The organism is Streptomyces panaciradicis, from assembly GCF_023516615.1.
GTDB classification, from domain to species: Bacteria; Actinomycetota; Actinomycetes; order Streptomycetales; family Streptomycetaceae; genus Streptomyces; species Streptomyces panaciradicis.
The window spans coordinates 52,743-73,790 of record NZ_JAMGBF010000003.1 but is presented as its reverse complement, the minus strand read 5'-3'; the positions used below and the strand labels follow the sequence as shown (position 1 = coordinate 73,790).

22 protein-coding genes are annotated in these 21,048 nt (G+C 73.6%); 10 read left to right on the top strand and 12 right to left on the bottom strand.

Features of this window, described 5'->3' with window-relative positions; all coding sequences use genetic code 11:
• Together M8J74_RS01660 and M8J74_RS01655 are read right to left on the bottom strand one after the other, a co-directional pair.
• Nucleotides 1-462, bottom strand: a complete 462-nt coding sequence (locus M8J74_RS01660; protein WP_058925955.1) for a GNAT family N-acetyltransferase — start codon at nt 460-462, stop codon at nt 1-3.
• Nucleotides 459-872: a RidA family protein gene (locus M8J74_RS01655; RefSeq protein ID WP_249834676.1), complete on the bottom strand. Its 414-nt coding sequence runs from the start codon at nt 870-872 to the stop codon at nt 459-461. The genes M8J74_RS01660 and M8J74_RS01655 overlap by 4 nt, the downstream gene beginning before the upstream one ends.
• 306 nt (nt 873-1,178) lie before the next feature.
• Here M8J74_RS01655 and M8J74_RS01650 point away from each other — a divergent pair, with 306 nt between their 5' ends.
• Complete coding sequence (locus M8J74_RS01650) at nt 1,179-3,038, top strand: FUSC family protein (protein ID WP_249834675.1); 1,860 nt, start codon at nt 1,179-1,181, stop codon at nt 3,036-3,038.
• A 5-nt stretch (nt 3,039-3,043) separates the two neighbouring features.
• On the opposite strand, the gene M8J74_RS01645 is transcribed toward M8J74_RS01650, so the two are convergent.
• Both M8J74_RS01645 and M8J74_RS01640 read right to left on the bottom strand, forming a co-directional pair.
• On the bottom strand, nt 3,044-3,673 hold the full coding sequence (locus tag M8J74_RS01645) for a response regulator (protein WP_308405991.1): 630 nt from the start codon (nt 3,671-3,673) through the stop codon (nt 3,044-3,046).
• Nucleotides 3,670-5,004: a sensor histidine kinase gene (locus M8J74_RS01640; protein WP_249834674.1), complete on the bottom strand. Its 1,335-nt coding sequence runs from the start codon at nt 5,002-5,004 to the stop codon at nt 3,670-3,672. Before M8J74_RS01640 ends, M8J74_RS01645 begins: the two co-directional genes overlap by 4 nt.
• Nucleotides 5,005-5,170: 166 nt before the next feature.
• Between M8J74_RS01640 and M8J74_RS01635 the strand changes: the two genes are divergently transcribed.
• Nucleotides 5,171-5,944: a class I SAM-dependent methyltransferase gene (locus M8J74_RS01635; RefSeq protein ID WP_249834673.1), complete on the top strand. Its 774-nt coding sequence runs from the start codon at nt 5,171-5,173 to the stop codon at nt 5,942-5,944.
• Nucleotides 5,945-5,963: 19 nt separating this feature from the next.
• Here M8J74_RS01635 and M8J74_RS01630 read toward each other — a convergent pair whose 3' ends face one another.
• Nucleotides 5,964-6,917: an endonuclease/exonuclease/phosphatase family protein gene (locus M8J74_RS01630; RefSeq protein WP_249834672.1), complete on the bottom strand. Its 954-nt coding sequence runs from the start codon at nt 6,915-6,917 to the stop codon at nt 5,964-5,966.
• A 402-nt stretch (nt 6,918-7,319) separates the two neighbouring features.
• On the opposite strand from M8J74_RS01630, the gene M8J74_RS01625 reads away from it, so the two are divergent.
• Both M8J74_RS01625 and M8J74_RS01620 read left to right on the top strand, forming a co-directional pair.
• Nucleotides 7,320-8,009 (top strand): DUF899 domain-containing protein, encoded by a 690-nt coding sequence (locus M8J74_RS01625; protein WP_249834671.1) that lies wholly within the window; start codon nt 7,320-7,322, stop codon nt 8,007-8,009.
• A 154-nt stretch (nt 8,010-8,163) separates the two neighbouring features.
• Complete coding sequence (locus M8J74_RS01620; RefSeq protein ID WP_200704200.1) at nt 8,164-8,349, top strand: DUF8839 family protein; 186 nt, start codon at nt 8,164-8,166, stop codon at nt 8,347-8,349.
• 6 nt (nt 8,350-8,355) lie between these two features.
• Here the strand turns inward: M8J74_RS01620 and M8J74_RS01615 are convergent, their stop codons facing one another.
• The 3 genes from M8J74_RS01615 to M8J74_RS01605 all read right to left on the bottom strand — a co-directional run bounded on the left by M8J74_RS01615 (nt 8,356) and on the right by M8J74_RS01605 (nt 12,353).
• Complete coding sequence (locus M8J74_RS01615) at nt 8,356-10,218, bottom strand: ABC transporter ATP-binding protein (RefSeq protein WP_249834750.1); 1,863 nt, start codon at nt 10,216-10,218, stop codon at nt 8,356-8,358.
• A 1,044-nt stretch (nt 10,219-11,262) separates the two neighbouring features.
• Nucleotides 11,263-11,697, bottom strand: coding sequence for a hypothetical protein (locus tag M8J74_RS01610; RefSeq protein WP_249834670.1), 435 nt, complete (start codon nt 11,695-11,697; stop codon nt 11,263-11,265).
• Complete coding sequence (locus M8J74_RS01605; RefSeq protein WP_249834669.1) at nt 11,694-12,353, bottom strand: ATP-binding protein; 660 nt, start codon at nt 12,351-12,353, stop codon at nt 11,694-11,696. The genes M8J74_RS01610 and M8J74_RS01605 overlap by 4 nt, the downstream gene beginning before the upstream one ends.
• A gap of 226 nt (nt 12,354-12,579) precedes the next feature.
• Here M8J74_RS01605 and M8J74_RS01600 point away from each other — a divergent pair, with 226 nt between their 5' ends.
• The gene (locus tag M8J74_RS01600) at nt 12,580-13,440 is read left to right on the top strand and encodes a Sco1979 family transcriptional regulator (RefSeq protein WP_058925965.1); all 861 of its coding nucleotides are present in this window, start codon (nt 12,580-12,582) and stop codon (nt 13,438-13,440) included.
• Nucleotides 13,441-13,695, top strand: a complete 255-nt coding sequence (locus tag M8J74_RS01595) for a DUF397 domain-containing protein (protein ID WP_058925966.1) — start codon at nt 13,441-13,443, stop codon at nt 13,693-13,695.
• A 299-nt stretch (nt 13,696-13,994) separates the two neighbouring features.
• Here the strand turns inward: M8J74_RS01595 and pdxR are convergent, their stop codons facing one another.
• The gene (pdxR, locus tag M8J74_RS01590; protein WP_249834668.1) at nt 13,995-15,470 is read right to left on the bottom strand and encodes a MocR-like pyridoxine biosynthesis transcription factor PdxR; all 1,476 of its coding nucleotides are present in this window, start codon (nt 15,468-15,470) and stop codon (nt 13,995-13,997) included.
• 47 nt (nt 15,471-15,517) lie between these two features.
• Here pdxR and M8J74_RS01585 point away from each other — a divergent pair, with 47 nt between their 5' ends.
• On the top strand, nt 15,518-16,036 hold the full coding sequence (locus tag M8J74_RS01585) for a carboxymuconolactone decarboxylase family protein (RefSeq protein WP_249834667.1): 519 nt from the start codon (nt 15,518-15,520) through the stop codon (nt 16,034-16,036).
• A gap of 75 nt (nt 16,037-16,111) precedes the next feature.
• Here the strand turns inward: M8J74_RS01585 and M8J74_RS01580 are convergent, their stop codons facing one another.
• The 3 genes from M8J74_RS01580 to M8J74_RS01570 all read right to left on the bottom strand — a co-directional run bounded on the left by M8J74_RS01580 (nt 16,112) and on the right by M8J74_RS01570 (nt 19,162).
• Entirely contained in the window at nt 16,112-17,599 is a 1,488-nt protein-coding gene (locus M8J74_RS01580; RefSeq protein ID WP_249834666.1) for a glutamate synthase subunit beta, read from the bottom strand.
• 228 nt (nt 17,600-17,827) lie between these two features.
• Nucleotides 17,828-18,307 (bottom strand): anthrone oxygenase family protein, encoded by a 480-nt coding sequence (locus M8J74_RS01575; RefSeq protein WP_249834749.1) that lies wholly within the window; start codon nt 18,305-18,307, stop codon nt 17,828-17,830.
• A 153-nt stretch (nt 18,308-18,460) separates the two neighbouring features.
• Nucleotides 18,461-19,162 (bottom strand): DUF2293 domain-containing protein, encoded by a 702-nt coding sequence (locus tag M8J74_RS01570; protein WP_249834665.1) that lies wholly within the window; start codon nt 19,160-19,162, stop codon nt 18,461-18,463.
• Between the two features lie 202 nt (nt 19,163-19,364).
• Between M8J74_RS01570 and M8J74_RS01565 the strand changes: the two genes are divergently transcribed.
• The 3 genes from M8J74_RS01565 to M8J74_RS01555 all read left to right on the top strand — a co-directional run bounded on the left by M8J74_RS01565 (nt 19,365) and on the right by M8J74_RS01555 (nt 21,037).
• Nucleotides 19,365-19,997: a nucleoside/nucleotide kinase family protein gene (locus tag M8J74_RS01565; RefSeq protein ID WP_249834664.1), complete on the top strand. Its 633-nt coding sequence runs from the start codon at nt 19,365-19,367 to the stop codon at nt 19,995-19,997.
• Nucleotides 19,998-20,064: 67 nt separating this feature from the next.
• Nucleotides 20,065-20,478 carry a PPOX class F420-dependent oxidoreductase gene (locus tag M8J74_RS01560; RefSeq protein ID WP_058925972.1) on the top strand — a complete coding sequence of 138 codons (414 nt, stop codon included), beginning with the start codon at nt 20,065-20,067 and terminating at the stop codon, nt 20,476-20,478.
• A gap of 130 nt (nt 20,479-20,608) precedes the next feature.
• Nucleotides 20,609-21,037, top strand: coding sequence for a CBS domain-containing protein (locus tag M8J74_RS01555; protein WP_249834663.1), 429 nt, complete (start codon nt 20,609-20,611; stop codon nt 21,035-21,037).
• The last annotated feature ends 11 nt before the right edge of the window (nt 21,038-21,048 follow it).

Here is a 21,048-nt window from a genome sequence, read left to right as displayed (position 1 = left end):
TCACGGCCGCCAGGCGTAGCGCACGTCCGGCTCCCGCTCCTCGTTGCCGCTGCCGTCCGTGTACTCGACGGCGACGAAGCCGTGCCGCTCGTAGAACCGGTGGGCGGGCTTGTTGACCTGGAAGGTCCACAGCTCCAGGCCGCCCGGACTGCGCTCCTTGGCCAGTGCAACGAAACGGTCGCCGATGCCGCGCCCCCGCCAGTCGGGGGAGAGGTAGAGCTGGGAGAGCTCGTCACCGGCGAGCACCATCACGCCCACGATCCGGTCGGCGGCCTCCGCCACCCAGGTCTCGCGCGAGGGCACCACCACGTCGCGGAAGTAGGCCCGCACCTCGTCGGCGGAGCGCGGGCTGACCACCGTCGGCAGCGCGGCGGCGAAGGAGTCCAGCCAGACGTCGGCGGCGGCGAGGGCATCGGGGGCGGTGGCCCGGCGGAGGACCGCGGGCGGCTGCGACGGACTCACGACGACACCGCCTCGGGCACCACCGCGGTGGCCGTGATCTCGACCAACTGGCCGCTGTAGCCCAGGCAGTTCACGCCGAGCAGCGTCGAGGAGTGCGGTCCCAGGCTGAGCCCGGACGCCTCGACGACGTCCCAGACGGCGGACAGCACGGAGGTGTCGCCGCTCACCACATACACGTCGGTCGCCACGACATGCGCGAAGTCACTGCCCACGGCGCGCAGTTGCTCGCCCAGATTCACCAGCACCTGCTCGGCCTGCCGTACCGGATCGCCCTCGCCGATCAACTTCCCCTCGGAGTCGAGCGGCACGGCCCCGGCGAGGAACGCGAGCCTGCTCCCGGCCTCGACGACGGAGGCGTGGGAGTAGCGGGGCGGCGGAAAGAGGGAGGGGGAGGTGACGCGACGGATCACGGGGGGCGGCTCCTCGGTCGGACACGGGACGGTCACGTCGATGGTCCAGGCCGCACCGCCTGCAGCGCACCCCATTTTCCGGCCCGCCCGCCCGGGCAAGGCGTCCCGAGCCCGCCGCAGGCCCGCGTCACGACGGAGCCGCGGGCTTTGCGTTCATAAAGAAACCGGTCCACCGCCCGACCGTCACACCGCCGAAACACCTTTGCCCCGTCCATCACGGCAACGCCCCGTACTGTGGAGAGCACACCCCCAGCCCGGCCACCGTCGCCCGAAGGCACACCCCGCCCTCGTCCGGTCAGGAGCCCCGTGTCCCGCCCCGCCCCCGCGTTCCGTCTTCCGCCCTGGCTCGCCCATGCCCTGCGGGCCCAGCGCGCGCCCGTCTCCTGGAGTGCCGTCACGCGCGGTGCGCTGTCGGCCGGGCCGCTGCTCCTGACCGCCGTCCTCCTCGACCGCACCGCACTCGGCGTCATCGCCGCCATCGCCGCCATGCTCGCCGGCATCAACGACCGCCCGGGCAGCCGGCGGGCGGCGGTGAAGCGGCTCGGGCTGCCCGCGCTCGCCGGGGCCGCCGGCCTGCTCGTCGGGACGTACGCCGGGGTGCACGCCGACCCCGTCGTCCTCACCCTCCTCTTCACCGGGATCGGACTCCTCGCCGGGGGCGTCAGCGCCGTGGGGCCCGTGGCCTCCGGCGCCGGGACGCAGCTGCTCGTCGCCTCGGCCGTCGGGGCCGGGATGCCGGCACCCGAGGCCGGCTGGGCGCGGGCACTCGCCTTCGTGCTCGGCGCGGGCTGGCTGCTCGGCCTGCGGCTGCTCCTGCCCACACCCGGCGCCACCGCCGGCGACTTCCGGTTCGACGGGGAGCGGGTCGCCGTGGCCGCGGTGTACGACGCCGTCGCCGACCTGCTCGACGCCGCCGGCACCGAGGCGGCCGTCGCCCGCCGTGTCGCGCTGACCGCCGCCCTCGACCACGCGCAGGACGCCCTCGCCGGACCCCGGCTGCGGCGGTTCGCGAGTTCCTCGGCCGAGCGGCGGCTGCACGCGCAGTACGCCGCCGCGCTGCCGCTGGCCGAGGCGGCGACCGCGCTCGCCTGGGCCGGGGAGCCCGTCACCGGGCGGACCTCCGAAGGGCCCCGCCGCCTCGCCGCCGCCGTCCGCGAGAACACGCACACCGGGCCGCTGCCCGCACCGCACCGCTCCGTGCCCGCCCTGCGCGCCCTCGACGACGCCCTGCTGCACGCCGCCGACGCCTTCGACCGGGGCAGCGGCGGCGACCTGCACACGCGCAACCGGTCCGTCCGCGACCTGCTCCGGGTCGCCTTCGGGGCCGGCGGACGCGAGTACGGCCTGCGGGTCGCCCTGTGCTTCGGCGCCAGCGCCGCCGTCGCGCAGGCACTGCACCACGCCCGCTGGTACGGGCAGCACACGCACTGGTACTGGCTGCCCGCCACCGCCGTCTTCCTCGTCAAGCCCGACCTCGGGCCGCTCGCCTCCAGGGTGCTGAGCCGGGCCGCGGGCACCGTGCTGGGGGCGCTGCTGTTCGCCGGGTTCGCCGCCGTGCTGCCCCGCCCCGAGGGACTCGTCGTCCTCGTCACCCTCTGCGGCGCCCTCATCCCCCTCTCCACCCGGCACTTCGCCGCGCAGACCACCGTCGTCACCGTCCTGGTGCTGGCGCTGGTCATGGTGGGCGGCGAGCCGCAGGCCTCCGTCAGCCGGATCGGCGAGACCCTGCTGGCCTGCGCGATCGTGCTCGTCGTCGGCCATCTGCCGATGCCGGGGCAGCGCGGCGGGGGAGTACGGGCCCGGCTCGCGGCGGCCGGCGACGCCACGCAGGCGTATCTCGCCCACGTGCTGAGCGAGTCGGCGGACCGCGCCACCCGCTGGACACTGCGCCGCGAGGCCTACCGGGCGCTCGCCGAGGCCCGCACCGCCATCGCCCTCACCGCGGCCGAACTGCCCCCGCTCGCCCGGCACTCGGAGGGCGCGGACGAGGTCGTCGCCTCGCTGGAGCGGCTCGCGGACGCCACCACCGCCTGCGCCGTCCACCTCGACGACTCCGGACACCTCTCGGCCCACGACCGGGAGCAGATCGCCGCGCTGCTGGCGGAACTGGCGAAGGACGGCGAGCGCGCGCGGCTACGGCTGCCCGAGGTGCCGTTGGCCGGGTAGCGGCGTCAGCCGAGCAGCCGCCGCTCCTTCGCCACCGCCACCGCGCCCGCCCGGGTCTCCACCCCCAACTTGCCGTAGATACGGCCCAGATGGGTTTTCACCGTCGCCTCGCTGATGAACAGCGCCCGGGCGATCTCCCGGTTGCCCAGCCCGCGGGCCAGCTGGCCGAGGATCTCCCGTTCGCGTGCGGACAGCACCGGGTGCGGGCTGCGCATCCGGGCCAGCAGGCGGTCGGCGACGGGCGCCGACAGTGCCGTACGGCCGCGGGCCGCGCTGTGGACGGCCGCGAACAGCTCCTCCGGACGCTCGGCCTTCAGCAGGTAACCGGTGGCGCCCGCCTCGATGGCCCGGGTGATGTCGGCGTCGGTGTCGAACATCGTCAACACCAGGACGCGCGGCGGTGACTGACCGACCGTCAGCTGACGGATCGCGGTCACTCCGTCCATGCCGTCGCCGAGTTGCAGGTCCATCAGGACCACGTCCGGGCGCAGTCGCGCGGCCAGGGCGAGCGCCTCCTCCCCGCTGCCCGCCTCGCCGACCACCTCGATGCCCTCGGCGCTGGCCATCAGGGCGCGCAGCCCGGCGCGGACCACGGCGTGGTCGTCGCAGAGCAGCAGACGGACGGGCCCGCTCACGCGGCCGGCTCCGGCGTCGGGCCGTACGACGTGCCCGTACGTGCCGCTTCCGCCGGGGCCAGCGGGATCGCCGCCGTCACGACCGTCCCCTCGCCCGGCGCCGACTCCACCGTGAGGGTGCCGCCCGACTGGCGGGCCCGGATGCGCATGGCCGGCAGCCCGTGGCCGCGGGTCCGTCCCGGGGCGGCGGTCGGCCGGGCGGTCGGGGACGCCAGGGTGGCCGGGCGGGTCGGGGCCGGATCGAAGCCCCGTCCGTTGTCGGCGACGTCGAGGGAGATCTGCTCGTCCAGGCAGGTCAGGGTGAGCGCGGCCCGGGTCGCGGCGGCGTGTTCCCGTACGTTGGCCAGCGCGCCCTGGGCGATCCGCAGCAGGGCCGCCTCGGTGCGCTCGGGGAGCGGGACGTGCAGGTCGCCTACGAGGTGGAAGCCGACGGTCAGCCCCGGCCCGCTCTCCCGTTCGGCGAGGGCGGCGAGGGCCGCGGGCAGGGACTGGCCGGCCAGGTCGGCCGGGGCGAGGTCGTGGACGAACCGGCGGGCCTCGGCGAGGCTGCGGGCGGTGACGTCGGCCGCCTCGCGCACATGCGCCCGGGCCGTCTCCGGGTCCGTCGGCCAGACGCGCTGCGCGGCCTGCAACAGCATCCGCTGGCTGGACAGGCCCTGCGCGAGCGTGTCGTGGATCTCCGCCGACAGCCGCTGCCGCTCCGCCAGGACGCCCGCGCGCCGTTCCGTCGCCGCCAGGTCGCGGCGCGTGCGGACCAGGTCGTCGATCAGCGCGCGCTGCCGCGCCCCCTGTCGCTGCAGATGGACGAAGACGGCCGTGGCCACCGCGGCCACGGCGATCGGCGCCACGACCATGTTGGGGTTCAACGGCCCCTCGGCCGCCCGGACTTCGGACACCACGACCAGCGCCGTCAGTACGGCGGCCAGCGGCACCGCGATCCGTGGCGGCAGGGCGTACAGGCCGGCGAACAGCAGCGGCATCGCACACCAGGTGGCGCTCGGCGCGAGAGCCAGCAGGGCGGCCCAGACCGCCGACACCGAGGCCAGCCAGACCAGGTGGCGTGCGTCGGGCGGGGTCCCGGCGCGCGGGGGCGGGGCGAGGAGGTGGCCGAGGCCGTACAGCAGGGCGAAGACCGCGAAGAGCCCCGCCACCCAGGCGGTACGGGGCCCTCCCTGGTCGCGGGTGAGGAAGCGCGCGAAGGAGGAGCCCAGCAACAGCAGGAACGCGGCGTGCACCACCACGAGCAGACGCCGCTCGTCCGGACTGCCGCCGCTGCCCGTGCCCGGCCCCTCGGCTTCCCTCACGCCCGGCGGCGCTTCGGTGTTCTCCATGGTCCGTGTCTAACGCGGCCCGCCCCGTCCCGCATCAACCGATCGGCTGACATCGTCCTCGCCCGAACCGGCCCGCGGACATGGGCTGTCGGCCGACCCGGACGTCCCGTCGGGGCCCCGAGGCTTGCAGCAGCCCCTCACCCCCCCGCCCCGGAAAGGCCGGACCATGCCCGCCAGGAACCTCACCGCCAACCGCGCCGCGCTCGGCCACCGCCTCGGTTACGCACTGCGCCACCCCGACCGGGTGCCTCGCCATCTGGCCCGCGCCGCACGGGACTTGTGGCTGAGCCACCGCCACCCCGACCACGTCGACTACTACCGGGCCGTGATGCGGTCGGACACCCGAGACAGCCCGGACGCGGCCGTCGGCAGCCGCACCCGCGAACGCTGGCTGGCACTCGGGGCGATGCAGTTCGACTACCTCGTCGGCCACGGGTTGCGGCCCGCTCACCGCATGCTGGAGATCGGCTGCGGCAACCTGCGCGGCGGCTGGCGGTTCATCCGGCACCTGGAGCCCGGGCACTACTACGGCATCGACATCTCGCCGGACATCCTGTTCGCCGCGCAGGACACGATCGTGGAGATGGGCCTGGAGAAGCGGCTGCCCGTGCTGACCCCGGTCCGCGACCTCACCTTCCGCTTCCTGCCCGACGCGCACTTCGACGTCGTACACGCCCACAGCGTCTTCTCGCACTCGCCCCTGCACGTCATCGAGGAGTGCCTGGCCCATGTCGGGCGGGTGCTGGCGCCCGGTGGCTGGTTCGACTTCACCTTCGACCGCACGGAGGGGGAGGAGCACCACGTGCTGCGGGAGGACTTCTACTACCGGACGCGGACGCTGGTGCACCTGGCCGGGAAGTACGGGCTGCGGGCTCAATTCATGGAGGACTGGGAGGCCCTGCCGCACGGGCAGTCGAAGATCAGGGTGACGGCAGGCTGAGGCACCGGGCCCGCCACCGCTACTGGCCCACCCGTGCCCACACCGGCGCGTGGTCCGACCCGGGCTTGCCGCGCCGCTCCGTGGGGTCCGGACCCACCGACGGCAGGTGCGGGGTGCCGCCGCCGGGCAGGCCCGTGCCGGCCGCGGTCACCCGGTGGACCAGGCGATGGCTCAGCAGGATGTGGTCGATGAGCTCACGGCGGCCCAAGTTGATCCGGGAGTACCGCTGCTCGGGCGGGATCAGCGGGGCCACGTCCCACAGCCGCTCGGCGTCGCCCTGGTCCGGGCGGTCGTAGCCGGTCGTGCCGATCTCGGAACCGGGCGGCCCGAGGAGCATCTGCGTGGTCGCCGCCTGCACCTCGTCGTTCATGTCACCCAGCACGGCGACGTCCCGCGCGCGGCCGTCCCCGTCCAGCAGCTCGTCGGCGAGGGCGCGCAGGGTGGCCGCCTCGGCGGCGCGGCGGTAGAGGGCGTAGGCGCCGTAGCGGGCGCGTTCCCCCTCGTCATGAGGGAAGAAACGGTTCCCTGGATACTCCAGCAGTTTCGACTTCAGATGGGCCACGGCCACCCGCAGCGGGCCGGCGTCGGTCGTGACCTCCACGGCCAGGAAGCCGCGCCCCGCCGCCGACAGCTCCGTGCCGGAGTCGTTCACCTGCACGGGGTGCAGCCCCGGCGGGAAGGCGTTGGTGTCGGCCAGCACCCGCAGGGGCGCGCGGCTGATGACGCCGACCCGGATGTGCCGGCCGTCCTCGTGCTTGGAGAGCGCGGTGTGCCAGTCCCCGCCGACCAGGTCCAGCAGGTCCTGCAGCGCGTCCGGGTCGCCGACCTCCTGCACGCCGAGCAGCGCCGGATCGAGCTCGGTGACGACGGCGGCGAGCGCGGCGAGCTTCGTGCGGTACGTCGCCTCGTCCGGGGGCCCGCCGGGGTCGCCGGGACGGAACAGGTTCTCCAGGTTCCAGGTGCCGAGGAGCATGACAGGCCCCTTTCCAGAGCCGTCGGGCGAGCCGGGTGAGCCCAGGATCCTCGTCCGGCCGATCGCGCGGTAGAGCGACGACGCGATGCGCGGTCCGGCTCACGCACCCCGACAACCGCGGCATACGTCGACGGGGCGACCGAGCCTCCCGCCGTCTCATCATCACCGCACGCGCCGCCCCCGCGCACGACGATCAAGGACGGATCGGCATCGAGGAGCCGCCGAAGGAACACGCCCCGGCATGCCCGCCGCATCGGGGGTGTCGCTCGGACGGGAGCACGGTGGGCGCATCCAGGAGCGGGCGACGTGGCGAAGTGGCGGTGAGAAAGTCCGTGCGGCGGCGATGAGTTCCGCCCCTTCCCTCGGTCACCACACCGGAGGGACCGTTGCACAGGAGGGGTCATGTCGCTTCCGGAGATCGTCTCGCGTGCGCAGTGGCGCGCGGCGCGCGCGAACCTGCTCGTCAAGGAGAAGGCCGCCACCCGCGCGCGTGACGCGCTCAACGCCGAACGGCGCAGACTGCCCATGGTCGCGGTGGACAAGGAGTACGTCTTCGAGGGCGGCGACGGCAAGGCCACCCTGGACGACCTCTTCGAGGGCCGGCCCCAGCTGATCGTCCACCACTTCATGTTCGCGCCGGAGTGGGACGCCGGCTGCCGCTGCTGCTCCGCGTTCCTGGACCAGATCGGGCATGTGGCCCACCTGGCGGCGCGGGGGACGACGTTCGCGGTCGTCTCCCGGGCGCCGTACACCAAGATCCTTCCGTTCAAGGCGCGGATGGGCTGGAGCCTGCCCTGGTACTCGTCCTCGGGCGGTGACTTCCAGCACGACTTCGAGGCGACCCTGGAGTGGAACGGCGAACTCGTCGACCGGGCCGGTGTCAGCTGCTTCCTGCGGGACGGGGAGCGGATCTGCCACACGTACTCGACGTACGGGCGCGGGCTCGACGGTCTCGGGTCCACGACGAGCCTGCTCGACCTGACCGCGCTGGGCCGGCAGGAGGAGTGGGAGGAACCCAAGGGACGTGCGTCGGCTCTTGGGACGCCTGTGAACAGCGCTCCTGTCCGCTATCACGATGAGTACGAGGACTGATACGGAAAGCGACTGAGATGATCGCAAAGTTACGGGATCCTCACACTCCGCGCTGAACAAGTGTCAACTACGTCTCAGTCCCGCAACTGAGCGAGGCCTTTCGGCCCCCGAAGGCGTTAACTCCTACAAGCACAACGCTTTCTGGAGGTGCGAGATGGTGAACGGGCGAATGGTGCTCGAACGCTTTCCCGCAGGTGGGCCGCGAGGCTCGTGGCCGGCGGAGGAGTTCGCGCACGCGCGACGACTGGAAGGACTGGCCGCCGAGGTCGTCATGGACCTCGCGACGGACATGTTCCTGGTGATCGTGCGGGGTGACACGGCCGCGGACGCGGTCGCCTGAGACGCGTCAGCCCGCCTCGGGGGCGGGCACCGGCGCGGTGAACTGTTCCGCCTGGAGCGAGTACAGCTCCGCGTAGATGCCGCCACCGGCCAGCAGCTCCTCCGGAGTGCCCGACTCCGCCAGCCGCCCCTGGTCGAGCACGTGCACCAGATCGGCGTGCCGCACGGACGCCAGCCGGTGCGTGATCAGGATCACGGTCTGGCCGGCCGACGCCAGGGCGCGGATCTTGTCGAAGACCTCCAGCTCCGCCCGGGCGTCCAGGGCCGCCGTCGGCTCGTCCACGACCAGGATCCGGCCACGCCGGTAGGCCGCCCGCGAGATCCCCAGCCGCTGCCACTGACCGCCGGACAGCTCGTGCCCGCCGCTGAACTGCCGGGCGAGCAGGGTGTCCAGGCCGTGCGGCAGACCGGCCACCACGCCCTCGGCACCGGCCTCGGCGAGCGCGGAGGCCATGCGCTCCTCCGTCAACGGCGCCGAGGAACGCCCGATCGCCACGTTGACGCGGGCCGTGAACGGCCAGCGCTTGAAGTCCTGGGCGACCATCGCGACCCGCTCGGCCAGCTGGTACCGGTCCGCGGTCGCCGCGTCCACGCCGTCCCACAGGATGCGGCCGCTGTCCGGCCGGTACAGGCCCGCCAGCAGCTTGACCAGGGTGGTCTTGCCGGAGCCGTTCTCGCCGACCAGGGCCACGATCCGGCCGAGCGGAAGGCTGAGCGTGACGTCGTCGAGGGCCGGGCGCGCGGACTCGCCGGGGTAGCTGAAGCTGACGTGCTCGAAGCGGATCTCCCGCGGGTCCTCGGGCAGGGCGTCGCCGCCGACCGGGATCGCCCGCTCGGCCGCCTCGACGTACAGCCGCTGCAGGTCGCCCACGAACAGCGCGTCCTCGTGCAGCGAGTTCACCGCCACCACCAGGTTGTCCAGGCTCGACGACCCCGTCCGGATCGCGATGACCGCCGTGCCCGCCACCGACAGCGCCATCGCCCCGGCCAGCAGCAGCCCGGCGAGCGTCGCGTACGTCGCCACGGTCGTCACGCCCGTCCAGGCCGACGCGATCACCCCGGTACGCGCCGCCAGCCGGGCCAGCCGCGCCTGCTCCGCCTCCGCGGTCTCCGCCATGGCGCGGTAGTGCCGCAGCAGGAAGGGGCCGACGCCGTGCACCCGGATCTCGGGCGCCGCCTCCGGCTCGGTCAGCAGGCCGCTGACCAGGCGGCTCGCCCGGGCGTGCTGCACCCAGGTGTGCCAGGACTCGTAGCGCCGCCGGGCGTTCGTCAGCGCGCCCCAGGCCGTCGGCAGCGTCATCGTCGCCAGCAGCGGCAGCAGCACCGGGTGCAGCACGGTCAGCACGCCCGCCGCCGCGACCAGCGAGATCAGGGCGCTCACCACGCGCGTGGCGTACGAGATCATCCGGCGCGCCGATCCGGCGCCGTACTGGGCGGTGTCCAGCAGTTTGTGGAAGGCGTGGTCCTCGATCGCGGCCAGCTCCACGGCGGCCGCCCGCTCCAGGTACAGCTCGGTGGCCACCCGCTCCACCTTGGGCTCCAGCCGCCCGGTCGCCCAGGTGGACGCGGCCCGCAGCAGCGCCCCGACCAGGGCCACGGCGCCCAGGACCGCCAGCACCGGTACGGCGTCGCGCAGCCGGTCCTCGATCGCGCCTTTGGCGATCAGCCGCCCCAGCACGCTGTTCATGGCCAGCAGGCCCACCGCCTGCGCCACACCCCGGCCCACCTCGGCCGCGACCACCGCGCGCGCCGCCCGCCGGTCGGCCTGCCAGGCCAGCCGGCAGCTCGCCCCCAGCAGCTCCGGCAGCCGCGTCACCATGGCCCGCAGGCTCAGCTCCAGGAACGCGTCGTTGTGCGAGTTCCAGCCCATGTCGTAACGCAGCGGCCCGCCGAACAGCAGCCGCTCCGACTCGGACACCCCGGGCTCGCCCGCACCGGCCCGCTTCTTGCTCCGCACCCTTCCAGGCCGCCTTGAGGGACGGTCCGTCCCGTCCCCGCCGGAGTCCCGCGCGCCCGCGCCGCCGTCCTGGCTCCGGACGTCCCCGTCCGGCATCCGTCCTCGCTCCTCCGCGCGCCCCGCGTCCTGCATTCCCTCGGAGTCGCGAGTCCCCGCGCCTCTGTGGGAGCTCCGGGCGTCCGCGCCCCGTGTCGGTCCGCGCCGCTTCCCAGGTCCCTCGGAGTGCCGTGTCCCCGCGCCCCCGTCCGGCCCCCGGGCCCCCTCGCGGGCGTCTCCGCCCGGCGTCCGTTCCGACTCCTCCGCGCGCCCCGCGTCCTGCATTCTGTCCGAGTCACGAGTCCCGGCGCCCCCGTCCGACCTCCGGGCTCCCTCGCGGCCGTCCGCCCCCGGCATCCGTCCCTGCTTCTCCGCGCCCCGCGCGTCCTCCGGTCCGTCCGCGTTCCGCGTCTTCGCCACCGCCGGCATCCCCCTTCTCCTCGCCGGACGGCCACTATCGCGGGACGGCGTTCGCGGGGGCAGGGCGTGGGTGGCAGAAGGCCGAGCGCGCGGGCGTACGCCCCGGGACGGTGCACGGGTCGCACACAACCGGTGCCGGGGCGGCACGGGTGGGGGCCGGGCCCCTGCGAGGGTGCATGGTCTGCCGGGCCGGCGCCGGTGGGGGGCCGGGGCCTTGCGAGGGTGGGTGGTCTGCGCGGAACTGGTACCGGGCCGGCGCGGGTGGGGGAGCGGGTTCCTGCGAGGGTGGGTGGTCCGCGCGGAACTGGTACCGGGGCCGGCACGGATGGGAGACCGGGTCCTGCGAGGGTGCGTGGTCCGCGTGGAACCGGTACCGGGTCACCGCCGACGGCAGGCGGGTCCCACGGCGGTGCATGGGCCGCGTGGAACCGATACCGGGTCAGCGCCGGTGGCAGACCGGGCGCCCTCGCCGATGTTTACGCAACCACGGGTCTCAGGCCGTCACGCGATCACCGGGCGGGACCAGGTCGGTGTCGTTCCCGTGACCCGGCACAGGGCCAGGTACAGGGGTATCGGCGGGGTGTAGGGGAGTGTGCCGTCCGGCTTGTGGATCAGGCCGGGGACCGCCGGGGCGTCCGGAACTACCGCCCCGGCGGCGTACAGGGCGGGGGCCGGCCACTCCAGGGCGTAGTCGGAGTCGGACGGGACGAGCCACCACCAGTGCGCCTCATCGGCGTAGACGCACCCCACCCGTGGCAGCCGGGGCATCAGCAACGGGCCGAAGCGGGCGGGTACCGCCACCGCGTCGCAGCCCAGCGGGGCCGTCATCCCCTCGGGCACGGGCAGCCGCCGGGGCCTGCCCGAGCCGTGCAGTCCGCGCTGGAGGCGGACCAACGTGTCCAGGCTCAGCACCTGGCCGCCGGATGCGGCCCTCACTCCCGTCCCCCCTCTCGGAGCCGCCCGGTCGGGGCGGCCCCCACGGCCCCCGTCCCGTGCTGCGCCTCCGCGTCTTCGCCGTCCCCCGAGCCGCCGGCCTGGCCGGGCTTGGGGCGGGCTCCCCAGCCCAGGTCGTTGCAGGGTCCGCAGTCGTGCCACGGCTCGTCGGCCTGGCGCGGCAGCTCCGCCCAGACCAGCAGGCCCGGGCCGTGTTCGTGCGCTCCCCACGCGTGACAGAGGGAGTCGATGAGAAGCAGTCCCCTCCCGTGCTCCTCCTCGGGCCGAGCCCGCGACGGGTGGGGCGCACCCGGCGCACAGCCCTCGTCACGCACGGCTATGCGCACCAGGTCCGCGCCGTCGTGCAGCTCGCAGACGATGAGGCTGCTCGCGGTGTGGACGAGGGCGTTGGTGACCAGCTCGGTGACCACCAGGGCGGCGGTGTCGCAGATGTCCTCGCACACCGCCCAGCCGTTCAGCCGCGCCCGGGTCATGCGTCTGGCCTGCGCGGGAGAGCCCGGATGGGCGGCCAGCTCGAATCGGAACCGGCGCTCGGCAGCGACCCCTGCGGGGTCTGCTCCCGGGGCGGCACCGAGGCTGTGGGGGTGGCCTGCGGCGGCGTCTGTTCCTAAGGGCGCGGACGGAATCACGCTTGCCACTATCGCCCCGGCGTGAACACTTGGCAAGTGTCACTCTGAAAATTGCAGAGTGCGGTGTGACGTTGTGGAACGGCGTGGCACACTGCTCGCAACAGCACGTCGAACGGCGCCAGTTGAGATCAGCGTGGATCGGTACCGAACCGTACAGATCTTCGAATAGGTCTTCGAATGGCGCCGTATGGCTGTCAGCATGCTGGTGGATTCCCAGGGGTCGAGGAGGTGGAGGGTGAGCGAGCCGCGGTCGGCGCCGACGGTCGGTCAGGTCGTCCTCGGCCGACGCCTGCTGGACCTGCGGGAACGCGCCGGGCTCAAGCGCGAGGAGGCCGCCAAGGTCCTGCGTGTCGCCCCCGCCACGGTCCGCCGCATGGAGATGGCCGAGGTCGGTCTCAAAATCCCGTACCTGCAACTGCTGCTGAAGTCCTACGGCGTCTCCGACGAGGAGGCCGAGACCTTCGTGCAGCTGGCCGAGGAGGCCAACAAGCCCGGCTGGTGGCAGCGGTTCCACGACATCCTGCCCGGCTGGTTCTCCATGTACGTCAGCCTGGAGGGCGCGGCCTCCCTCATCCGCTCCTACGATCCGCACTTCGTCCCCGGCCTGCTGCAGACCGAGGACTACGCGCGCGGTGTGCTGAAGTCGGGCGCCATCGGCCAGACCCGCCCCGAGGACATCGAGCGCCACGTCGCGTTGCGCATACAACGCCAGGAACTGCTCACCCGCACGGACGCGCCCCGGTTCTGGGCCGTGTTCGACGAGACCGCGCTGCGCCGCCCCGTCGGCGGCCCGGAGGTGATGCGTGCCCAGATCGACAAGCTGCTCGACGCCACGAAGCTGCCCCACGTCACGCTGCAGGTCGCCCCGTTCCTGAGCGGCCCGCACCCCGGAACGTTCGGGCCCTTCGTGCTGTTCCGATTTGCCATGTCAGAACTGCCGGACATGGTCTACAGCGAGTACCTGACCGGCGCCGTCTACCTGGACGCGCGCTCCGAGGTGGCGACCCACCTCGAGGTCATGGACCGCATGGCGGCGCAGGCCGCTACGGCACATCGCACGAAGGAGATCCTCCAGGATCTCCGCAAGGAGCTGTGAATGGATCGCATCAAGCCGCGCAAACACGTCTACAACGGCATGCCCGCACGGGAGTTGGGCAGCGAGGGCTGGCACAAGCCCTGGAGCGGCGGCAACGGCGGCAACTGCCTGGAAGCGATGAAACTCGCCGACGGCCGGATCGCCGTCCGCCAGTCCACCGACCCGGACGGCCCGGCGCTGATCTACACCACCGACGAGATGACGGCGTTCATCGAGGGTGCCAAGGCGGGGGAGGCGGACTTCCTGCTGTCGTGACGCGATGGTCCGGCGCTCGATCGAACTTTCCTTTCGTGATGATGAAGTGATGGGTAATCAGTCCATGGTGGAGATCGACCTCACGCAGTGGGGACGGGCCGGCAGATGCCGGTCCCGGGCCTCCGCGTGCCGTGCGTGGCACGTGTCAACCGAGCCCTCCCGCACGCCGACCGAGCCGTCAAGCACGCCGACCGAGCCCTCCCGCACACGGACCCAGTCCTCCCGTACCGGGATCTGACGAAGTCCGCGCAGGCCGACCTCCCGTCCGGGACGTCGGCCTGCGCGGCGCGGGGCCCGTTTCAGATCGCGCCGGGCAACCCCCGGCACAGGGCCTCCAACGCCGCCTCGTACGCGTGCTCCGGGGGTGTCGCGTACCCCACGACCAGGCCGTCGACGGCTTCCATGTCGGTCTCCGGATGGCGGAACCCGGCCAGCCCGTCCAGTGCGACCCCCTGCCAGGCCGCGGCCTTGACGGCGGACCGCTCGGTGCCGGGCGGCAGCCGCAGCACCGCGTGCAGCCCCGCCGCCACCCCCGTCACCTCGACGTGCGGTGCCTGCGCGGCGAGTGCGGCCACGAGCCGGTCGCGCCGGCTCCGGTACCGCTGCCGCATCCGCCGCACATGACGGTCGTAGGACCCGCTCGCGAGGAAGTCGGCGAGGCTCAGCTGGTCGAGGACGCTCGCCCACGACTCGCGCTCGCCCTTGGCCGCCAGCACCCCCTCGACGTACCGCTCGGGCAGCACCATCCACCCCAGCCGCACGGCCGGTGACAGGCTCTTGCTGACCGAACCGAGCAGGATCACCCGCTCGGGGTCCAGTCCCTGGACGGCGCCGACGGGCTTGCGGTCGTAGCGGAACTCCCCGTCGTAGTCGTCCTCCAGCACCACGCCGCCACGCGCGCGTGCCCAGTCGATCACGGTCGCCCGGCGCTCGGCGTGCAGCGGCCCACCCGTCGGGAACTGGTGCGCGGGCGTCAGCAGCACGGCCCGCTCCGGCCCCAACCGGTCCACCCGCGCCCCGTGTTCGTCGAGGGGCAGCGGTACGGTCCGCACTCCCGCGGCCGCGAGCAGGTCCCGGTGGAAGGGCAGCCCGTACGCCTCCACGGCCAGCGGCCCGCGCAGCACCCCGCCGCCGAACAGCAGCCGCAGGGCGTGCGCGAACCCGGAGCAGACCACGATCCGGTCCGCTTCGGTCCGCACGCCACGCGCGCGTGCCAGATACTCCGCGAGCGCCTCCCGCAGCTCGACGCGTCCCGCCGGGTCGCCGGGTCCGAACACCTCGTTGGGCGCGTGCTGGAGAGCCCGCCGGTAGGAGGTCAGCCAGGCCGCGCGGGGGAACGCGGAGGCATCCGGAGTGCCCTGACGCAGGTCGTGCGACGGGGTGCGGAGTGCGGGGGGTGCGATGGGCGCGGTGGGTGCGGGGTGTGCGGTCGGCGTTGAGGCACGCGCGCGTGGGGGCGCCTTCGCGGACCCCTGCCGGGTGCGCTGCAGTGGTGCGGCGCGGTCCGCGACGCGGGTGCCCGATCCCTGCCGGGCGGTCAGCCAGCCCTCCGCGACGAGTTCCGCGTACGCGTCGGCCACCGTGTTGCGGGCGACGCCCAGGTCGGCGGCCAGCGAACGGTAGGGCGGCAGCCGGGTGCCGGGCGCGAGCCGCCCGTCGCGCACGGCCTCGCGCAGCGCGGCGATGAGCGCGGCCCGCCGGCCGCCCGTCCCGGACAGCTCCAGGTGCAGATCGGCGCCGTCCCGCTCGGCGGAATTGACCCACGATTTCGCCATGGAAATGCACCCTACTGTGGGTCTTTCGGCTCCGTAGGGTCGATCACATGACGACGCACGCGACGCACCCCGCATCCACGACCGTTTCCGCCGGCCCCGCAGCCGCCTCCCCTCGCCCGCGCCTGGACTTCGCGCAGTCCGCCCCCAAGGTCTTCCGCGCCCTCGTCGGCTTCGACGCCGCCGCCCGCGAGGGCCTCGACCCGGCCCTCGTCGAACTGGTCCAGATCCGTTCCTCGCTCCTCAACCACTGCGCGTACTGCCTGCACATGCACACCAACGACGCCCGTAGGGCGGGTGAGAGCGAGGACCGGCTGCACATGGTCGCCGTCTGGCGCGAGGCCCGCCACTTCTTCACCGAGAAGGAGCAGGCCGCCCTCGCCCTGACGGAGGCGGTGACCCTGGTGTCCGACGGCGGCGTCCCCGACGACGTCTACGCCGAGGCCGCGGCCCGCTTCGACGAGGAGGAACTCGCCCATGTGCTGGCCCTGATCCTCGCGATCAACACGTGGAACAGGGTGGCCCTGTCGACGGGCAAGGTGGCGGGGACGGACGAGCGCCGCCGCTGAGGCAGCCCGCTCTCCGCACGGGGTCCGCCGCCGCTGAGGCAACCCCGTTCGCCGCACGGTGTCGGCCGCCGCCCGCTACACCATCATCGGCCGGTCGAACGGGCCGATCGGTGCCGGGAGTTGCGAACTTCCCGTCAGGTGCCGGTCCACGGCCGCCGCCACCGCCCGCCCCTCCGCGATCGCCCACACGATCAGCGACTGCCCGCGCGCGGCGTCCCCGGCGGCGAACACGCCCGGCACACTCGTCGCGAAGCCGCCGTCCCGCCTGATCGTCCCGCGCGGCTCCATCCGCAGCCCCAGCTGGTCGATCAACCCGTCGGCCCGGTCCGGCCCGGAGAAGCCGAGCGCCAGCAGCACCAGGTCGGCGGGCAGCGCCCGCCCGGTGCCCGGCAGGGGACGCCGGGCCGCGTCGACCTCGACCAGATGCAGCGACCGCACATGCCGGCCCTCGTCCCCGGTGAAGCGCAGCGTGGACGCCGCGAACAGCCGCGCGTCCGCGCTCGCCGCCGGCGCCGTCCGAAGATCACGCGCCTCCTCGTGGGCGGCCGACAGCCGGTAGATCTTCGGGTACGTCGGCCACGGCTCGGCGTCCTCGTCGCGCTCGGCGCCCGGCTGCGCGTAGATGTCCAACTGGGTCACCGAGGCGGCCCGTTGGCGCACCGCCGTCCCCAGGCAGTCGGCGCCCGTGTCCCCGCCGCCGACGATGACGACATGCTTCCCGGCGGCCGACACGGGGGAGTTCTCCAGGTCCCCCTCGCACACCCGGTTGGCCAGGGGAAGGTACTCCATGGCCTGATGTATGCCGTCCAACTCACGCCCCGGCACGGGCAGTTCACGCCACGCCGTCGCCCCGGTGGCGATCACCACGGCGTCGTAGCGCGTGCGCAGCTCGGCCGCCCCGACATCCCTGCCGACGGCCGTCGACGTACGGAACTTCGTCCCCTCGGCCCGCATCTGCTCGATCCGCCGGTCGAGACGGTGCTTCTCCATCTTGAACTCGGGGATGCCGTACCGCATCAGCCCGCCGAGCCGGTCGTCCCTCTCGTACACCGCGACCGTGTGCCCGGCCCGGGTCAGCTGCTGTGCCGCCGCCAGCCCGGTCGGCCCCGAGCCGATCACCGCGACGGTCCGCCCGGAGAGCCGCTCCGGCGGCCGCGGCGGCGCCAGCCCCAGCTCCCAGGCGCGGTCGGCGATGGCGGCCTCGACGTTCTTGATGGTGACCGCGGGCTGGTTGATGGCCAGCACGCACCCCGCCTCGCACGGCGCGGGACACAACCGCCCGGTGAACTCAGGGAAGTTGTTGGTCGCGTGCAGCCGGTCGGCCGCCTGCCGCCAGTCGTCCCGGCTGACCAGGTCGTTCCACTCGGGGATCAGATTGCCGAGCGGACAGGCCTCGTGGCAGAACGGTACGCCGCAGTCCATGCACCGGTCGGCCTGCTCGGTGACCAGGGGCAGCAACGCCCCGGGGACGTAGACCTCGTTCCAGTCCCGGACGCGCTCCTCGACCGGTCGGCGGGGCCAGTCCTGCCGGGGCGTGGTCATGAAACCCTTGGGATCGGCCATGGCCGGTTTCCTTGCGTACGGGTGCGGCGGCCGTGCGTCATCGGGCGGCACTCTTTCGGCCACGATACGACGGGTCGGGCACCGGCGCAGAGTGGGCGGACAGCGCTTGCCGGCGGGCCTTCTCAGGGTCCCCCCAGCCCACCCCCGCAACCTCTCAGGTTCACGGCACCCCTCTTACGGCACGCCCGGTCAGCTCTCCGGTCCTCGCGGCACGCCGTAGAGTCGTCCTCAGGTGATCGCCAGCACATACGCCACCGCCGCCCCGGCCGAGGCCACGGTCCGAACGTGGTTCCAGAACGTCCACTCGCGCACGTACGCCGGCCAGTACGCCGCCGCCTCGGAGGTGCCCGGCTCCAGCCTGCCCAGGGTCTCGTTGCGGGGCACGTTCGCCACCATGGTCACCCCGAAACACCCGAACAGATACAGCGCGCTGCCCACCAGCAGCTCCACCGTCCCGCTGTCGGGCCACAGCACGAACGTCACCACACCGATCACCGCGCACAGCACCGCCGACCCCACGAACACGATCATGAACGCCGGCATCACCGCCGTCAGGTTGATCGCGTTCATCGCCGCCACTCCCTGCGGCGGCGGCAGCGTGGCCAGCGCCCGCATCACGAACGTCGAGAACCCGCAGAACACCCCGGCCACCAGACCGGTCCCGAGCACTCCCAGCACCGTCAGCCAGAAGTACGGCCCATCGATCACCACAACGTCAACTCCCCGTGTCGGCCGGGACATCGCCCGGCGCCCCCGTCACCACCAGTCGAACCCCGTCCGAGCACCCGGGCCATGGCCGAGGAACGCGGGTGCATGCGCGAGCGTCCACGCCCACGACGCGAGCCACCGGTCCCCGGGCCCTCAGCCGGCCTCCGCACCCGTGCCCGCCGTCCGCCAGCTCCGCAGCACCGTCTCCACGCCCGCCCTGATCCGCCGGCGGGCCTCGTGCCGCGGCACCCCACTCATCAGCAGCTGGTCGTACGGCGTCTCCAGATGCCGTACGGACGCCGCGACCGCCGCGACGACCGCCTCCTCCGACAACGCCCTGCCCGCCGCGCTCCGGCCCACCCGTCCGCTGCCGCGCACCGACGCGTGACCGGCGACGGCCCGCGCCCGCTCGTGCGGACACCCGGGAAACAGCCGCCGTATCTCGGCCGCGAACGCCTCCGTGAACCGCACGTCCTCGGCGGCCCGCCGCCGCGCGTCCCGAGCCCGGCGCCGGCGCCGGGCCTCCGCGTCCGCCAGGCACCGCTCCTCGGCCCGGGCCAGCCCCGCCTCCTCGACCAGGACACCCTGCCGCTCGTAGCGCGACTTGCGCCGGTTGAACCGCACGACGACCGCCGACAGCGTGCTCTCCTCCCGCGACCGCCGCGTCAACGCCGTGTCGCCGCGCGGCAGGAACACCAGATGCCCCAGGTCGGCGCAGTCCAGACAGCGCGGCGCCCCCTCTTCGAGCACGAGCATCGCCAGCGGCCCCGCGAGGCAGTCCGCGCAGTGGCGTCTCTTGAGCGGCTGGATGACGAGAAGTCCGGTGCGGTGCGGTGGAGTCGCGAGGTGCGCCATACATGTTTCCTTCCCCCGCCTCATCCGCAGAGCACTCCGAATCCCGCCCTTCGCGCCGCCATGGGAGCGGCCCCGGCCGGACGCGACCCCCGCGGGTCCTGGCGGCCTCGGCCCGCCGCGTCACCGCGGGAGCCCGAGGCCCGGACGCATGCCGACCGGTCCCGGACGCGTGCCGACCGGCCCCTGACGCATCATGGGCCGTGTGCGACTCGAAGCGATCACCTGGGACCGGCTCGGCGACCTCCTGGCCGAGCGCCTGCTCGACCTGAAGCCGGCCGACGGCAGCCCCTGGCCCCGCGTCGCCGTCGACGGCGCCCCGGCGGCCCGCCCGCAGGACCTCGCCGAACGCGTCGCCGACTCCCTGCGCACACGCGGCCGCCCCTCGCTGGTCGTCGGCGCACAAGGCTTCCTGCGCCCGGCCTCCGTCCGCCTCGAATACGGCCGCCAGGACCTGGAGGCCTACTACAACGGCTGGTTCGACACCGGCGCGCTGTGGCGCGAGGTCTTCGCCCCCCTCGAACCCGGCGCCGACGGCCGTGTCCTGCCCGACCTGTGGGACCCGGCCACCGACCGCGCCACCCGTAGCGACTACGTCCAACTCCCGCCGGGCGGCATCCTGTTGCTCCATGGCCCCCTCCTGCTGCGCCACTGGTTCCCCTTCGACCTGACCGTTCACGTCCTCCTCTCGCCCGGCGCCCTGCGCCGCCGCACCCCCGAGGCCGACCACTGGACCCTCCCGGCCTACGAGCGCTACGAAGCCGAGACCGACCCGGCCGCCACGGCCGACGTGCTCGTACGCGCGGACGACCCTCGCCATCCGGCGTGGAGCGGGTGATGGGGGCGGCGAAGGTGGGGCCGGCACACCTCTTTTCTATGCACGTGCATTTAACTATCCTGTCCGCATGACGACCTCCTCCACGGATCCCGTCTCCTTCGACGCGTCCGTCCGCGCCCTGCTCGACGGCAAGAACTTCGCCAGCGTCGCCACGCTCGGTCCAGACGGGGCCCCGCACAACTCGGTGGTGTGGATCAAGCGCGAAGGCGACACCGTGCTCTTCTCCTCGACCGCCGGCCGCCAGAAGGTGCGCAACCTCCGCCGCGACCCCCGTGTCAGCCTCACGGTCTTCGACCTCGCCGACCCCTACACCTCGGTCGAGATCCGCGGCACCGCCGAGATCCTCCCCGACGAGGGCAAGCGCCTGCCGCACGACCTCTCGCACAAGTACCTCGGCATCGACCCGCCCGCGGAGAAGGACGACGAGGTCCGCGTGATCCTCCGTGTCACACCGCGGAGGATCGTGGGCTTCTCCGCCTGACCGCTCCCCGCCGCCGTCCGGCGCCCCCGGTTCCGGATGCGTCCGTCATGTCGCGCGGCGAGAATGTAGGGCGCCGGTTTCCGCGGTGCGTCCCGTGCCGCGCCGGCCGCCCGGCATCGGGAGGTACTCCATGACCACCGCCGGAGACATCATGCACCGGGGCGCCCAGTGGATCCCCGCTCACGAGACCCTGGACCGCGCCGCCCAGCTCATGCGCGAGCTGAACGTCGGAGCCCTGCCCATCAGCGACGAGGACGAGCGCCTGTGCGGCATCCTCACCGACCGCGACATCGTCGTCGGCTGTGTGGCCATGGGCCACGACCCGGCCAAGGTGACCGCCGGTGAGATGGCCAAGGGCACCCCGCGCTGGATCGACGCGGACGCCGATGTCGGCGACGTGCTGCGGGAGATGCGCGACCACCAGATCCGCCGGCTCCCCGTCATCGACAACAAGCGGCTGGTCGGCATGATCAGCGAGGCCGACCTCGCCCAGCATCTGACGGAGGAACAGATCGCCGACTTCGCCCACGGCGTCTACGCCAGGACGACGGCCGGCTGACCCGCGTACCC